Consider the following 15,008-nt stretch of genomic DNA (forward strand, 5'->3'; position numbering starts at 1 on the left):
GCCCCGATTCTCACAGGAACCCGACCGTGCGTACGCCGCTCCTTCACAGACTGAGCTCCGGGTGCAGCCGGTCCAGGGTCCACACCTGGCGTCGGCGGGCCGACAGCGCGGTGAGCGCGAGGGCCCCCGCGGTGAACGCGACGAGCACCCCGCACGCGTGCCACACCGGCCCCAGGCCGCCGCCGGTGATGAGCCGGCGCAGCGCCTCCACGACGTAGCTCATGGGGAGGAACGGGTGCAGGGCGGTGAAGAAGCCAGGGCTCGTCTGCACCGGGTACGTGCCGCCCGCCGAGGTCAGCTGGAGCATCAGCAGGGCGAGCACCAGGATCCGGCCGGCCGGGCCGAAGCGCGCGTTCAGCCACTGCACCAGTGCCGCGAAGCAGGTCGCGACCAGGAAGAGGAAGCCCACCGTGCCGGCCGCCCGCACCATCCGCAGGCCGATCGCCCAGTGCAGCACGGCCAGCAGGGCCGCCGTCTGGAGCACGCCGACCGCGACCACCGGGAGCCAGCCCGCCAGCGCGATCCGCCACGCCGGGGCGCCCGCGGCGAGCGCGCGCCGGTTCAGCGGCGGGATCAGCATGTAGGCCACCATGGCGCCCATCCACAGCGACAGCGGGATGAAGTACGGGGCGAAGCCGGTGCCGTAGTTGGGCGCGGGGTGCAGGTCGTGGGAGGCGAGCCGCACCGGGTCGGCCATCACGGAGGTGCGGGCGTCGCGCTCCCGCTCGTCGTAGTCGGGGATCCTGGCCGCACCGTCGTGCAGGCCGCCGGCCAGCCGGGAGGAGCCGTCGGCCAGCTTGAACAGGCCGCCGTTCAGGTCGTCCGCGCCGGTCTCCAGCCTGCCGACGCCCTGGTCCAGCGTCGTGGCGCCCTCGTCGGCGGTGCCGAGCCCGGTGTGCAGCTTCTTCGCGCCCTCGGCGACCTTGCCGGCGCCGTCGTTCAGCGCGTTGACCTTCTTGACGGCGTCGTCGAGGTCCTCGGTGAGGTGCGGGGCGCGGTCGGCGAGCGCCTGGGCCTGTTCTTGGAGGGTCGTCAGGTCGCTCTTCATGGCCGCCAGGTCGCCGTCCTGGTCCGCGATGAGCGTGTTCAGGTCGTCGGCGACCGTCGCCACGTCGGCCGCCGCGTCCCTGGCCTTGCCGAGGTCCTCGCAGGCCGGGTCGGCGGGCGGCACGTGCTCCTCGCAGCGCGCGGTGTAGGTCCCGGACAGCAGGTCGGACGCGGTGTGCGCGTCCTCGGCGGCGGCCGGGGCCCGCTCCACCAGTGTGTCGAGGTGGTCGCGGACGGTCTGCGCGCCGTCGGCGACCAGTTGGGCGGTGTCCCCGATGGCCTCCTCGTTGTCGGCGAGGAACGGCCGTACGGCCGCCGAGACCCCGTTGACCTTGTCGGCGAGCTGCTGCGTGCCGTCCGCGACCCGCTGCGAGCCGGTCTCCAGCTCACCCGCCGCGGTGTCCAGCGTGCTCACGCCCTTGGCCAGCTTGTCGCTGCCGTCCTTGGCGGTGGTCAGCCCGTCGGCGAGGGCCTGCGACCCCTTCTCGGCCTTGCCGATGCCGCCCTCGAGGCCGTCGGCGCCGTCCGCGGCCTTCTCGGTGGCGCCGTGCAGGTCGGAGAACGAGATGAAGATCCGGTCCAGGAAGGACCGGGCGGCCTTGGTGGACGCGGCGGACCGCACTTCGTTGAACACCGTGCGGGAGATCTGCCCGACGATGTAGTTGTTGGCGTCGTCGGTGCGCACCTGGAGGGCGCCGGTCTCGGGCGCGTCGCCCGCACTGGAGGCGATCCGCCGGCTGAAGTCGGCGGGCACGGTCAGCGACAGGTAGTACCGGCCGTCCGCCACGCCCGCGCGTGCCTCGCGGGCGCTCACCTCGTGCCAGTCGAACACATGGCTCTCGCGCAGCCCTTCGGCGAGGTCGGCGCCGGCGTCCAGCCGTTCGCCGCCGACGCTCGCGCCCCGGTCGTCGTTCACCAGCGCCACGGGGATCCGGTCGAGCCGCCCGTACGGGTCCCAGAACGACCACAGGTACAGCGCGCCGTAGAGCAGGGGCAGCAGCAGAAGCGCCACCAGCGCGGCCCGCGGGAGCCGGCCCCGGCCGAAGCGCCGCAGCTCAAGAGCGGCCAGTCGCGACGCGCGCATCGCCGGCCCCCTCGTCGTCGTCCGTGTCGTTCGCGTCGTGCTCTTCGTCCGGGTCGTGCTCGTCCCGCGTGGACACCACCACGGCGTCCTCCGGGGCATCGGCGCACACGGCGACCACCGTCGTGCCGTCCTGCGTGAGGGACCGCAACAGCTCCCACACCTCGGCGCGCTCGTCCGGCGAGAGCTTCAGGTCGGCGTCGTCCACGCCGAGCAGGCGCGGCCGGCCGATCAGCGCCAGCGCGACCGACAGCCGCAGCCCCTCCACCCGCTCCAGGTCCCGTACGGCGGTCCGTGAGCCCTTGGGCAGCGCCCGCGGGTCCAGCCCGGCGGCGTCCAGGGCACGGTCGATGCCCTGCCGCGCCGCACGCGCGCGTTCCCGGCGCGGCCGCAGCAGCCCCCGTACGGAGTCCCCGAACCGCCGCTGGAGCAGGGCCCGCTCGCGCAGGTGCTCGGCGACGGTCAGCGCGGGGTCGAGGTCGGTCACGCCGGGCATGTGGGCCGGCGCGCTCACCCGGCGCACGGCGGCCATCCGGCGGGGCAGCGCGAGACCGCCGACCAGGGCCGTGCCCCGCGTGGGCCGCATCCGTCCGGTCAGCGTGAGCAGCAGGCTGGTGCGGCCCGACCCGGACGGACCGGCCACGGCGACGAGCGAGCCGGGCTCCGCCGTGACGCGCACCCCCCGGTACGCCCAGCCGCGCGGTCCCCTCAGCCCGAGCCCCCGGACCTCGAGCGACAGCCCGGCCGCCCCCGGCGCACCGGCCCCGCCGCCGTCCCGATCCGGACCGGCGCCGTCTTCTGCCCCCATGCGCGTCCCTCCGGCCGCGCGCCCGTCCCCGGCACCGACCTCTTTTGAACTGACTGGTCAGTGCAAAAGCTAACCCGAACGCCCCTTCGAAGCAAAAGGCCAGTTCAGAACGGATTGTCAGTGCCATACCTCACGATGGGGGCATACGGCCACAGTGCCGACCCAGACGACAGGAGGTTCGTCATGGCCAGCTACCCCGCAGGCGCCGCCCGCCGGCGCCGCGCCCCCGGCCCTGCCCCCTCACTGACCGGCCCGGCGAGCGACGTGCACCCCGTGCTGCGCCGGGCCACCGCCCCGCCCGCCGCGCTCGACCTGCTCGCCCAGGCCCGCGCCGGACTCGACGAGGCGGCCGTCCTCGAAACCCCCAACGAGCGGTACGCGACGGCCCACCTCGCCGCCCTGCGCACCGCCGCCGCCGTCCTCGCCGCGCGGGGCCGCCCGGAGACCTCGGCGCGACGCCGGGCCCGCATCCGCAGCGCCTGGGAAGTGCTCCCCGAGATCGCGCCCGAACTCGCCGAGTGGAGCGCGCTGTTCGCCTCCGGGGCCGCGCGCCGCGCCCGGGCCGAGGCGGGCATCCCGGGCGCGGCCGGCCGCCGGGACGCCGACGACCTGATACGCGACGTGGCGATGTTCATCCGCCTCGTCGAGCGCATGCTCGTCACACAGCCGGTCCTACCGCAGCCCCGGCAGGACCGCGACGACCGGGCCGACCGGGCCGACCGGGGCGACCGGGGCGACCGCGACGACCAGGAGGGCCGCCCAGGAGGCGACCGCAGGCTGCCGAACGCGGGCTGACGTGCCCGGGGCCCGCCCGGGACCCGGTGCCGGCCTCGCACGCGGGTGACCTTGCGGGGCGCCCGAGGCAATAGGGTGGAGAGCGCATGAAGCCTTCCCTCCCGCAGGCCGGAGCGGGGAGGCAGCCCGTTCGCTCCGCCGCGCAAGAGGCGGTGCCGCGCCGAGGAGTCAACTGCCGTGTCGGATCCGATGCGCCCGCCCGTCTCCCCCCATCCGCACGGGACGTCGCTGCGCCCCGACCCCTCCCGGCCCCGCGCCTCCCTGCGCACCGCCGTGGTCTGGGAGGTCCTCCAGGACGCCCTGGACCGCCGGGTGAAGGCCACCGGCCGCGCCTGTCTCGACGTCCTCGACACCGGCGGCGGCAGCGGCAACTTCGCGGTGCCCGTCGCCCGCCTGGGCCACCGCGTCACCGTCGTCGACCCCAGCCCCAACGCCCTGTTCGCCCTGGAGCGCCGGGCCGCCGAGGCCGGCCTCGCCGACCGGGTGCACGGCGTGCAGGGCGACGCCCACGGCCTGTTCGACGTGGTCGAGCGCGGCGGCTACGACGTCGTCCTGTGCCACGGCGTCCTGGAATACGTCGACGACCCGGTCGAGGGCGTGCGCAACGTCGTCGCCGCGCTGCGCTCCGAGGGCGTGCTGAGCCTGCTGGCGGCGGGCCTCGGCGGCGCGGTCCTGGCGCGGGCGCTGGCCGGTCACTTCAAGGAGGCCCGGCAGGCCCTGGCCGACCCCGACGGCCGCTGGGGCGAGGGCGACCCCGTGCCGCGGCGCTTCACCACCGAACAGCTCACCGGCCTGGTCGAGCGCGCGGGCCTGCGGGTCGCGGCCGTGCACGGGGTGCGGGTCTTCGCCGATCTGGTCCCCGGCGTGCTCGTCGACACCGAACCGGGTGCGCTGGACGCCCTGCTCCGGCTGGAGGAGGCCGCCGCCGAGCTGCCCGCCTTCCACTCGGTGGCCACCCAGCTCCACGTGCTCGGTGAGACGCGCGGGACGTCAGGGGCGTAAGTGCTCCGTGGGAGGGCAGCGCGAGGAGTCGCCGTTCGTCGCCTCCCGTGAAGAAGCCGCTCATCAGCGGCTCGAGGCTGGATGGAGTACGCCACAGGCCCCCCGTTCGGGCGCTCTGCGCCGTATGATCGAGGGAGACCGCCCCGGCATGACGGGCCGGCCGTTGGGGAATGGAAGCCTCAGCGGGCCGTGACCGCCCATGGTGGGTTCCGGTTGGCCAATTGGCGTAGAGGGGCGGGTTTCACGGGGGCGATTCCCTGCCTATCCTGAAGGGACCCCCCGGGTCGCCCCGGCGACTGCACGATGAGGAGGACTCCGTGCCGCTCTCGGAGCACGAGCAGCGCATGCTCGAGCAAATGGAGCGAGCGCTGTACGCCGAAGATCCCAAGTTCGCGTCGGCGCTCGAGGGAAGCGGGCTGCGTACGTACACCCGGCGTCGGGTCTACCAGGCGGTCGCGGGCTTCCTCGTGGGAATCGCGCTCCTCATGGCCGGTATGGTCGCCCAGCAGGTCTGGCTCAGCGTGGTGGGCTTCCTCGTCATGCTGGGGTGTGCGGTGCTCGCCGTGACCGGCTGGCGCAAGGCCCCCAAGCCGGGCGAGCAGCCGGCCCCCGGTGCAGCGCCCGCCCGTGGCCAGGCGCGCCCCAAGCGCTCGGTGATGGACCGCATCGAGGAGCGCTGGCAGCGCCGCCGCGACGAGCAGGGCCACTGACGCCTCCGCCCACGGGCGGCCGGTCGTCGAGCAGTTCCTCTGCAGCAGTTCTTCGCCAATAGTTCTTCGAGCAGTTCTTCGTCAGGGGGTGACCACCCAGGTGGTCACCCCCTGACGCATGCCCGGTCCCGTCTGCGTCCGCTGCTTCTGCCGGAGCGGCGCGACCCGGCAGGGCCCGTCAGCCGTTCTGCTGCCGGCCGCGCGGCGGCCGCAGCCGCTGGGTCAGGGCCGTCCAGCGAACCGCCCAGTCCTCCCTGCGGGCCGTCCAGCGGTCGGAGAGCTCCCAGACCGTCCGCACCGCCGACCGCGGCGCGACCACCGCCCGTACCCGGGTCCACCGGCCGGACCGGGCCCGCAGGGCCGCCCGTGCCAGGCGCACGTCCTGGGCCAGCCCCGTCTCGGCCCGCGGGCGGGGCGCGAACAGCACCTGCTCCACGGCGCCCGCCACCCGGTACACCGACCCGGCCGTCGTCGCGTCCAGCCCGACGATCCGCACGATCCGCTCAGCGGCCCGGCGCGGAGTGAGGGCGTCGTCCGGGACGATGCCGTAGTCCCAGGCCGTGTCGATCAGCTCGCGCCACACCGCCAGCACGTGGGCCACGGCCGCCTCGGTGACCGCCCACGACGCCGCGTCCGTCGGCGCACCCGGGCCGAGCGGGTCGTAGGCGTCGAACCGCACCGCGCCCGCCGGACCCTCGAACGCCCGGTCCGGCGCACCGGCCGTGGCCGTCGCGTGCTGGGCGGACGCCAGCCGCACCGAGCGCCGCCTCAGCCGCCACAGCATCGGCAGCAGCGGCACGCCCAGCGCCAGGAGCCCGAGCACGCTCCACACCGCGATCCGGTACCACGGGGTGCCCCCGCCCCCCTGCTGCCCGGAGTCCAGCGGCAGCGCGCCCGCGCAGCCCTCCAGCTTCTTGTCGTCGGCCGAGCAGCTGGCGCTCGCCGAGGGCGCCGTCGACGGGGCCGCCTCCGCCGAGCGCGAGGCCTGCGGCAGGTCCGGGACCGCGTCGCCGGAGGTGTCCGGCAGCGTGTAGGGAGGCGTCGTCCCGCGGGTGGGCGTCGGCTCGAAGCGGGTCCAGCCGATCCCCTCGAAGTACAGCTCGGGCCAGGCGTGGGCGTCCTTCAGGCTGACCGCCACCGTGCCGTCCGCCTGCGGGGAGCCCGGAGCGAAGCCGACCGCGACCCGGGCCGGTATGCCCAGCGTCCGGGCCATCGCCGCCATCGCGAACGAGAAGTGCACGCAGAAGCCCTGCTTGTCGCGCAGGAAGCGGGCGATCGCGTCGGGGCCGGTGCCGACCTCCACCTCCGTGTCGTACTGGAAGCCGCCGGTCGAGGCGAAGTAGTCCTGGAGGGCGACCGCCTTCTCGTAGTCGTCGGACGCGCCCTCGGTGACCTCGCGGGCCGTGCGGTGCACCACCGCCGGCACCGAATCGGGGACCTTGGTGTACTCGTCGCGCAGCGACCGGGGGGCCTTCGGCGCGGACGCCAGCTGTTGCGCCGTCGGCCGCACCTCGAGGCTCTTCACCTCGTAGGTCTTGCCGCGGGTGTTCTCACCGTGGTCGCCGACCAGGGTCATGCCCACCGGTTCGTACCGCCACTTGCCGCCGACGCGCACGTCACTCGGCGGGTAGGGCATGGGCAGCCAGTCCTGGGCGTACCAGTCGGCGGCCCGGATCCGGGTGGTGACCTGCCCGCGCTTGACGTCGGGGCCGAGGCCCGCGGGCGTGGGCAGCCGGTCCGGGACCTCGACGATGTGCCGCTTGGCCGGCTTCCACGTGGTGCCGTCGAAGTCGTCCAGCGACACGATCCGCAGGTACATGTCGGAGAGGTCGTCGGTGCTGGTGCGCAGGGTCAGCGCCGTGCGGTCCTGGTCGGCGTTGAGGCTGTCGCGCAGGGACACCAGCGGGTTGACCGCGGAGATGGTGCCCCCGCCGCCGGTGCCCGTGCCGACGCCCGCACCCGTGCCGTCCAGCAGGCCGCCCTGGATCGCGGGCAGCGGCAGCAGCGGCACCGCCAGGGCCACGCCCAGCGCGACCGCGCCGATGCGCCGCCCGGTGCGCACCGGCGCCACCGGGCCGGACGGCCCGCCGGGCGTGCGCGGGGCGCCGCCGAAGACGCGCCCCCACTGCGCGAGCCGCTCACGGCCCTCGGCGAGCAGCAGCATCAGGTAACCGGCCGCGGCCACCACGAACCACAGCCAGTCCGCCGCCCCGTCGGACAGGCCCGCGGCCACCGAGTACAGCGCGAGCAGCGGCAGCCCGGCCGGTGCGGCGTTGCGGTAGGTGACCGCGAGGGTGTCCACCACCAGGCCGACCAGCAGCACCCCGCCGACCAGCATCAGCCGGATGCCGTCCGTCAGCGGGGCCGGGATGGCGTACTGCTGGACGTCGGTCGTGCCCGACTGGAGCACGTCGCCGAGGTGCCGCAGCGCCTGCGGGCCGGGGACCAGTCCGCCCAGCGCGTAGGGCCGGGCGAAGACCAGGGTCAGCAGCAGCACGGTGGCCAGTGCCTGCGCGGCCACCGTCAGCGGGCGGGCCAGCGGCACCCGGCGGGTCGCCGCGCCCACCCCGGACTGGACGGCCAGCAGGAAGGCCGCCTGCAGCAGCCAGGTGGCGGGGTCGATCAGGGGTAGCAGGGCGGTGGCCGTCATCAGGGTGGCCGCCCACGCGCACACCGTCACCCGGGCCCGTCCGCTGATCATGCCGTCCCCCCTCCGCCCCTGCCCGCCGTGCCGCCCGCCGCCGTGACCACGCCGCTGCGCTCCCGGTCCGCCTGGCGCCACAGTGCTTCCAGGGAGGTGCCCCGGGGCACGCCCAGCGCGGTCCAGCCGGCCTCGCGCAGCATCCGCAGCCGCTCTTCCTGCCCCTTCATCGGTTCGGAAGGGGTGATCGGTTCACGCACCCACGCCTCGCTGTCGAGGAGGAAGGCGACGGCGCCGCCGCTGCGCTGGCGCATCCGGGCGGCCACCGCGGCCTGCTCCTCGTCGAGGTCGCCGAAGAAGGCCACCAGCAGCCCCTCGTTGCCCCCGCGCAGCACGTCGTAGGCGCGGGACAGGCCCGTGCCGTCGGAGTGGTCGATCACCGCGAGGGTGTCCATCATCAGCCCGGCCGCGTCGGCCGACTCCTGGTTGGCCCCGGCGAACCCGTCGGCGCCCTCGCCGGGCACGGAGTTGCCGGTGTCGGTCAGCAGCCGCACCGAGAAGCCCCGCTCCAGCATGTGCACCAGCACCGACGCGGCACCCCCGACCGCCCACTCGAACGCCGAGTCCGGGCCGGCACCGTGGTAGGCCAGGCCCCGGGTGTCGAGCAGCACCGTGCAGCGGGAGCGCTGGGGCTGCTCCTCGCGGCGCACCATCAGCTCGCCGTAGCGCGCGGTGGAGCGCCAGTGCACCCGGCGCAGGTCGTCGCCGTAGCGGTAGCCGCGCGGGATGACGTCGTCCTCGCCGGCCAGCGCCAGCGAGCGCTGCCGGCCGTCGCCGTACCCCTTGGCCTCGCCGGCCAGCCGCACCGGGGGCAGCGCCTCGACGCGCGGGATCACGGTCAGGGTGTCGGAGCTGGAGAAGGAGCGGGTCAGCTCGCACATGCCGAAGGGGTCCGTCAGGCGCAGCTGGAGCGGGCCCAGGGGGTAGCGGCCGCGCAGGTCGGAGCGGACCCGGTAGGACACCTCGCGGCGGCCGCCCGCCTCCACCCGGTCCAGCACGAAGCGGGGGCGCGGACCGAGCACGTAGGGCACCCGGTCCTGGAGCATCAGCAGGCCGGTGGGCAGCCGCGAGACGTTGTCCATCCGCAGGTGGACGCGGGCCTCGCTGCCCGCGGGCACGCGCCCGGGGGAGAGGCGGCGGCTGCCCGCCACCCGGTAACGGGTGCGGAAGAGGACGGCCGCGCAGATCAGCGGCAGCGCGGCCAGCAGCATCCCGACCCGCAGCAGGTCGGGCTGGCCGAGGACGTAGGCGCAGACTGCAGCCGCCGCCCCCGCCGCGAGGAAGGAGCGGCCGCGGGTGGTCAGGCCGGCCAGGGCCGTGCGCACACCGCCGGACCGGTCGCTCCGGCCGGTGTCCGCGGAGGCCGCGCCGAGCGTCATCCGAGCCTCCGGGGCGGCTGCTGGCCGTACCCCTGCGGGCCGCCGCGGCCGCCGCCCAGGCCGTAGTCCTGCGGGTGCTGGGGGGCCGCGGGGACCGGCGTGCGCTGGAGGATCTCCTCGACCACCTGCTCGGCGGTGCGGCGGTTGAGCTGCGCCTGCGCCGTGGGCAGCAGGCGGTGGGCCAGCACCGGCACGGCGAGCTGCTGGAGGTCGTCCGGGAGGGCGTAGTCCCGGCCGCCGAGGGCCGCGGAGGCCTTCGCCGCGCGCAGCAGGTGCAGCGTCGCGCGGGGCGACGCGCCGAGTCTGAGGTCGGGGTGGGTGCGGGTGGCGGCGACCAGGTCGACCGCGTAGCGCCGGACCGTCTCGGCGACGTGGACCCCGCGCACCGCGTCGACCAGCTTGACGATCTCGTGCGCGTGGGCGACCGGCTGGAGGTCGTCCAGGGGGTTCACCCCGCCGTGCACGTCCAGCATCTGCAGCTCGGCCTCGGGGCTGGGGTAGCCGATGGACAGCCGGGCCATGAAGCGGTCGCGCTGGGCCTCGGGCAGCGGGTAGGTGCCCTCCATCTCGACCGGGTTCTGCGTGGCCACCACCATGAACGGGCTCGGCAGCTCGTAGGACTGCCCGTCGATGGTGACCTGGCGCTCCTCCATGGACTCCAGGAGCGCCGACTGGGTCTTCGGCGAGGCGCGGTTGATCTCGTCGCCGATGACGATCTGCGCGAAGATCGCGCCCGGCTTGAACTCGAAGTCCCGGCGCTGCTGGTCCCAGATGGACACCCCGGTGATGTCCGAGGGCAGCAGGTCGGGCGTGAACTGGATGCGCCGCACCGAGCAGTCGATCGACCGCGCCAGCGCCTTGGCCAGCATCGTCTTGCCGACGCCGGGGACGTCCTCGATCAGCAGGTGCCCCTCGGCGAGCAGCACGGTCAGCGAAAGCCGTACGACCTCGGGCTTGCCCTCGATCACTCCCTCCACCGAACTGCGGATGCGCTCCACAGTGGCAGTCAGATCCGTGAGGCTCGCTCGCTCGTCATAGGTCGTCACCGGCCCTCCTCGGCCCGTTCTTCCTCCGGGCCGGCCCTCCGCGCTGCGGCCGGCCCACCCCGAACACGGACGGCACGCGGGAAAAGTTCCGCATGGCGCTCCACCCGCATTCTTGCTGCCGTTACCGATTCGTGTCACTCGACTGTGGACAACTGCCCGCGTTATGTCAGGCTCCGCGGCTTTTGGTCCCGCCGGTGACGGCGAACCGACAGCGTCCCGCGGGGCGGCGGGCGTCGCGCGCGCGGGGCAGGCGTCGCGCGCACGCGTCGCGAGGGGCGTCGTCCGTCCTGGTCCCGGGGCCCCGTGGGTCCTGTGAGGTACCCCACAGGAGTGGTGCCGGGCCGTCCGGAGGAGTGGATTCGCCCACCGCCGCGCTTCCCGGGTCCGACGGCCGCCACGCGCGGGCCGGTTGATTGACCGCGAGACGGGGTGGACTAAAGTTGCGCGAAGCGGGAGGCGCGGTCCTCCCTGCTGGACTGACGTCCCCCGTGAGGCCCCGGCGTGACCGGGCGTCTCCCCGCGTGCGCGGCGCGTACGTACGGCTCGGCCTCCTCCCGCCCCCGGTCGGCTGACGCCTCCCGGCGCCGGCGGGCCTTCCCTTCACGGTGCGGGCGGGGACCCGGCGGTGCGGACCGCCCGCCGGATCTGAGAGGGCCCCTTGAGCAGCAGTCGACACGTCCCGGTGATGCTCCAGCGATGCCTGGACCTGCTGGCCCCCGCGCTGAGCGAGCCCGGCGCGGTGGTCGTGGACTGCACGCTCGGCCTCGGCGGGCACAGCGAGGCGCTGCTCGCCCGGTTCCCCGAGGCCCGGCTGGTCGCCCTGGACCGCGACAAGGAGGCCCTGCGCCTGTCCGGCGAGCGGCTCGCCCCGTACGGCGAGCGGGCCACCCTCGTCCACGCCGTCTACGACGAACTGCCCGAGGTGCTGGTCCGGCTCGGCATCGCGCGCGTGCAGGGGGTGCTGTTCGACCTCGGCGTCTCCTCCATGCAGCTCGACGAGGCCGACCGCGGCTTCGCCTACGCCCAGGACGCCCCGCTCGACATGCGCATGGACCAGACGACCGGCATGAGCGCCGCCGAGGTCCTCAACACCTACCCGCCCGGCGAACTGGTCCGCATCCTGCGCGCGTACGGCGAGGAGAAGCAGGCCAAGCGGATCGTCGCGGCCGTCGTGCGGGAGCGCGAGAAGGAGCCCTTCACCACCAGCGCACGGCTCGTCGAGCTGATCCGGGACGCCCTTCCGCAGGCCGCCAAGCGCACCGGCGGCAACCCGGCCAAGCGGACCTTCCAGGCGCTGCGCATCGAGGTCAACGGCGAACTCTCCGTCCTGGAGCGGGCGGTCCCGGCCGCGGTGCGCTCCCTCGCGGTGGGCGGGCGGATCGCCGTGCTGTCGTACCACTCGCTGGAGGACCGGCTGGTCAAGCAGGTCTTCGCGGCCGGGGCCGCGTCCACCGCGCCGCCCGGGCTGCCCGTCGTCCCCGAGCGCTACCAGCCCCGGCTCAAGCTGCTCACGCGCGGTGCCGAACTTCCCACCGAGGAAGAGATCGCCGAGAACCGGCGGGCCGCCCCGGCGCGGCTGCGCGGGGCCGAGCGCATCAGGGAGGACGTCGAGTGAGGGATCCGCACCGTGCCAGTGAGTAGGGAACCGCGCCTCAAGGGCCGGGCCGCACGGCTCGCCCGGCTGCTGCCGGGCCGGCCGCGCCAGGCCGCCCGCACGCCCTTCGTCCTGCTCGTCGTCCTCCTCCTCGGCGGCGGACTGATCGGTCTGCTGGTGCTCAACTCCGCGCTCAGTGAAGGCGCGTTCCAGATGGACGACCTCCAGCGGGACACCAAGAACCTCACCGACGAGGAGCAGGCCCTCCAGCGCGACATCGACTCCTACTCCGCGCCGGACGCCCTCCAGCGCCGCGCCCGTGAACTCGGCATGGTCCCCGGCGGCGACCCCGCCTTCCTGGACCCCGACGGCACCGTGAAGGGCGTCCCCTCGCCCGCCGCGCAGTCCGACGGCGACTCCGCGTACGTCCGGCCGCCGGAGGCCATCACGCTCGGGCAGACCCTCGAACAGACCTCGCCGAGCCCGCAGCCCGCCACCACCGACGACTCCGGCGGCTCCGCCGACGACGGCCAGGACGCCGGCACCGGCCAAGCCGCCACCGGCCAGACCTCCACCGACCGGTCCGCCGACGCCGGCGGTCCCGCGCAAGCCACCGTGCCCGGCGCGGCCCCCCTGTCCCGCACGTCCCCGACTCCGACCCCCGGCAGGTGACGGAAGTGGTCGACCCCTCCCGCAGGCAGCCGCCGCGCCGACGCGTGCCCGGCCCCGCCCGCCCCGCCTCCGCGCAGCGCCGCCCGGGCCCCGGCGCCCGGCCCGCGCGCCGCCCGGCGCCGGGCCGCCCGGGCGCCCCGCGCGTCATCAAGCTCGGCAGCCCCCGGCCCCGGCTGCGCATGGTGGGCCTCGCGCTGACCCTGGTCCTGGCCGCCTTCGTGCTGCGGCTGTTCCAGGTGCAGGCCGTCGACGCGAGCACCTACGCGGCCAAGGCCGACCAGAACCGGTACGTCGGGCAGGTGCTGGCCGCCGAGCGCGGCGCGATCACCGACCGCACCGGGGTCGCCCTCGCCACCAGCGAGGACGCCTACGACATCACGGCCGACCCCACGATGTTCAGCCGCGCCCAGCTCAAGGTCGACGACGGCCCCGAGCAGGCGGCCGCCCTCCTCGCGCCGATCCTCGGCCAGGAACAGTCCGCCCTGGTGGGGAAGTTGCGGCCGAAGAACCCCGACACCCGCTACACCAAGCTCGCCGGACGGCAGACCCCGCAGGTCTGGAAGCAGATCAAGGACCTCAAGAGCGCCCTCGCCGCCAAGGCCAGGACCGACCGCTCCACCGTCAACGTCCTCGCGGGCGTCTTCTCCGTGCCCAGCACCAAGCGCGTGTACCCCAACGGCGAGCTCGCCGCCGGGATACTGGGCTGGGTCAACGCCGAGGGCAAGGGCGGCGGCGGTGTCGAGCAGCAGCTGAACTCCACGCTCTCCGGCAAGGACGGCAAGATCCGCTACGCCCAGTCCGGCGGCCGGCAGGTGCCCACCGTCGGCTCCGCCGAGACACCCGCCGTGCCCGGCGCCGACGTCGAGCTGACGATCGACCGCGACATCCAGTGGGCCGCGCAGAACGCCATCACCGAGCAGGTGGCCAAGTCCGAGGCGGACCGCGGCTACGTCGTCGTCCAGGACGCGCGCACCGGCGAGATCCTCGCGATGGCCAACTCGCCCGGCTTCGACCCCAACGACCTGTCCTCCGCGAACCCCGCCGCGCTCGGCAACGCGGCCCTCCAGGACGCGTACGAGCCCGGCTCCACCGCCAAGGTCATGTCGATGGCCGCCGTGCTGGAGGAGGACGCCGCCACCCCGCTCACCCACGTCACGGTGCCCAACCGGCTGCACCGCGGCGACCGGCTCTTCCAGGACGACGTCGACCACGCGACCTGGTACCTCACGCTCAACGGCGTGCTCGCCAAGTCGTCGAACATCGGCACCATCCTGGCCACCGGACAGCTCGGCAAGACCCAGGCGCAGGCCAACCAGGTCCTCTACTCGTACCTGCGCAAGTTCGGCATCGGCAGCTACACCGGCCTCGACTTCCCCGGCGAGACCAAGGGCATCCTCGCGCCGCCCGCCAAGTGGTCCACCTCGCAGCAGTACACGATTCCTTTCGGCCAGGGCGTGTCCATCAACGCCGTCCAGGCGGCGTCCGTGTACTCGACGATCGCCAACGGCGGCGTCCGCGTCCAGCCCACCCTGGTGCGCGGGACCAAGGGCCCCGACGGGCACTTCACCCCGGCCCCCGCTCCCGAGAAGACGCGGGTGGTCAGCGCGAAGACGGCCAAGGAGCTGTCCCGGATGCTGGAGTCCGTGGTGGACGACCGGGAGGGCACCGGCACCAAGGCCCGCATCCCCGGCTACCGGGTGGCGGGCAAGACCGGCACGGCCAACCGCGTGGATCCGGCCACCGGCAAGTACCGCGGCTACACGTCGTCGTTCGCCGGGTTCGCCCCCGCCGACAACCCGCGGATCACGGTGTACTGCGCCATCCAGAACGCCACCGCGGGCAGCTACTTCGGCGGCCAGATCTGCGGCCCCATCTACAAGCAGGTGATGGAGTTCGCCCTGAAGACCCTCCAGGTCCCGCCGACCGGCGGCAGGCCCGCGAACCTGCCGGTGTCCTTCGCCCCCTGACCCCCGACGGCACGGCCGTCCCCGCCCTCCCCGCCCTCCCGACCCTTCCGTTCAGCGCCGAACAGCCAGGATCCAGCCCGTGACCATGATCACTCCCGATCCCGATGACCACCGCCCGCGAGCGGCCTCGCTTCGCCCGCAGGCGGGTGCGCCCGGTACGCTCACCGCCGTGCCACACGCTGATCAGTCCCGAACCACCCAGAAGG

Annotated in this window: 11 protein-coding genes; 6 read left to right on the forward strand and 5 right to left on the reverse strand. The window is 74.7% G+C overall.

Features of this window, described 5'->3' with window-relative positions; all coding sequences use genetic code 11:
• Positions 1 to 43 precede the first annotated feature (43 nt).
• Complete coding sequence (locus tag AQJ30_RS10800; protein WP_067231813.1) at positions 44 to 2,131, reverse strand: YhgE/Pip domain-containing protein; 2,088 nt, start codon at positions 2,129 to 2,131, stop codon at positions 44 to 46.
• Entirely contained in the window at positions 2,103 to 2,936 is an 834-nt protein-coding gene (locus AQJ30_RS10805) for an ABC transporter ATP-binding protein (protein WP_067231815.1), read from the reverse strand. The genes AQJ30_RS10800 and AQJ30_RS10805 overlap by 29 nt, the downstream gene beginning before the upstream one ends.
• A 183-nt stretch (positions 2,937 to 3,119) precedes the next feature.
• Here AQJ30_RS10805 and AQJ30_RS10810 point away from each other — a divergent pair, with 183 nt between their 5' ends.
• The 3 genes from AQJ30_RS10810 to AQJ30_RS10820 all read left to right on the forward strand — a co-directional run bounded on the left by AQJ30_RS10810 (position 3,120) and on the right by AQJ30_RS10820 (position 5,443).
• The gene (locus AQJ30_RS10810) at positions 3,120 to 3,731 is read left to right on the forward strand and encodes an SAV_6107 family HEPN domain-containing protein (protein ID WP_067231818.1); all 612 of its coding nucleotides are present in this window, start codon (positions 3,120 to 3,122) and stop codon (positions 3,729 to 3,731) included.
• A gap of 177 nt (positions 3,732 to 3,908) precedes the next feature.
• Positions 3,909 to 4,733: a methyltransferase gene (locus tag AQJ30_RS10815; protein WP_067231820.1), complete on the forward strand. Its 825-nt coding sequence runs from the start codon at positions 3,909 to 3,911 to the stop codon at positions 4,731 to 4,733.
• 317 nt (positions 4,734 to 5,050) lie between these two features.
• Complete coding sequence (locus AQJ30_RS10820) at positions 5,051 to 5,443, forward strand: DUF3040 domain-containing protein (RefSeq protein WP_067231823.1); 393 nt, start codon at positions 5,051 to 5,053, stop codon at positions 5,441 to 5,443.
• Between the two features lie 178 nt (positions 5,444 to 5,621).
• Here AQJ30_RS10820 and AQJ30_RS10825 read toward each other — a convergent pair whose 3' ends face one another.
• The 3 genes from AQJ30_RS10825 to AQJ30_RS10835 are packed head-to-tail and all read right to left on the reverse strand — an operon-like array spanning position 5,622 to position 10,569.
• On the reverse strand, positions 5,622 to 8,141 hold the full coding sequence (locus AQJ30_RS10825; protein WP_067232645.1) for a transglutaminase TgpA family protein: 2,520 nt from the start codon (positions 8,139 to 8,141) through the stop codon (positions 5,622 to 5,624).
• Positions 8,141 to 9,523 carry a DUF58 domain-containing protein gene (locus AQJ30_RS10830; protein ID WP_067231825.1) on the reverse strand — a complete coding sequence of 461 codons (1,383 nt, stop codon included), beginning with the start codon at positions 9,521 to 9,523 and terminating at the stop codon, positions 8,141 to 8,143. Before AQJ30_RS10830 ends, AQJ30_RS10825 begins: the two co-directional genes overlap by 1 nt.
• On the reverse strand, positions 9,520 to 10,569 hold the full coding sequence (locus AQJ30_RS10835; protein WP_067231828.1) for an AAA family ATPase: 1,050 nt from the start codon (positions 10,567 to 10,569) through the stop codon (positions 9,520 to 9,522). Before AQJ30_RS10835 ends, AQJ30_RS10830 begins: the two co-directional genes overlap by 4 nt.
• Positions 10,570 to 11,227: 658 nt before the next feature.
• Between AQJ30_RS10835 and rsmH the strand changes: the two genes are divergently transcribed.
• The 3 genes from rsmH to AQJ30_RS10850 are packed head-to-tail and all read left to right on the forward strand — an operon-like array spanning position 11,228 to position 14,802.
• Entirely contained in the window at positions 11,228 to 12,184 is a 957-nt protein-coding gene (gene rsmH / locus AQJ30_RS10840) for a 16S rRNA (cytosine(1402)-N(4))-methyltransferase RsmH (RefSeq protein WP_079083964.1), read from the forward strand.
• Between the two features lie 12 nt (positions 12,185 to 12,196).
• Positions 12,197 to 12,835 (forward strand): cell division protein FtsL, encoded by a 639-nt coding sequence (gene ftsL / locus AQJ30_RS39305; RefSeq protein WP_425424137.1) that lies wholly within the window; start codon positions 12,197 to 12,199, stop codon positions 12,833 to 12,835.
• On the forward strand, positions 12,832 to 14,802 hold the full coding sequence (locus AQJ30_RS10850) for a peptidoglycan D,D-transpeptidase FtsI family protein (protein ID WP_079083965.1): 1,971 nt from the start codon (positions 12,832 to 12,834) through the stop codon (positions 14,800 to 14,802). Before ftsL ends, AQJ30_RS10850 begins: the two co-directional genes overlap by 4 nt.
• The last annotated feature ends 206 nt before the right edge of the window (positions 14,803 to 15,008 follow it).

It is taken from the genome of Streptomyces longwoodensis, assembly GCF_001514125.1.
In the GTDB taxonomy this organism is placed as follows: domain Bacteria; phylum Actinomycetota; class Actinomycetes; order Streptomycetales; family Streptomycetaceae; genus Streptomyces; species Streptomyces longwoodensis.

Excerpts from the sequence above, each read along its gene's own strand:
- AQJ30_RS10810 (WP_067231818.1), top strand. The coding sequence starts at position 3,120 with ATGGCCAGCTACCCCGCAGGCGCCGCCCGCCGGCGCCGCGCCCCCGGC.
- AQJ30_RS10800 (WP_067231813.1), bottom strand. The coding sequence starts at position 2,131 with ATGCGCGCGTCGCGACTGGCCGCTCTTGAGCTGCGGCGCTTCGGCCGG.
- AQJ30_RS10805 (WP_067231815.1), bottom strand. The coding sequence starts at position 2,936 with ATGGGGGCAGAAGACGGCGCCGGTCCGGATCGGGACGGCGGCGGGGCC.
- AQJ30_RS10830 (WP_067231825.1), bottom strand. The coding sequence starts at position 9,523 with ATGACGCTCGGCGCGGCCTCCGCGGACACCGGCCGGAGCGACCGGTCC.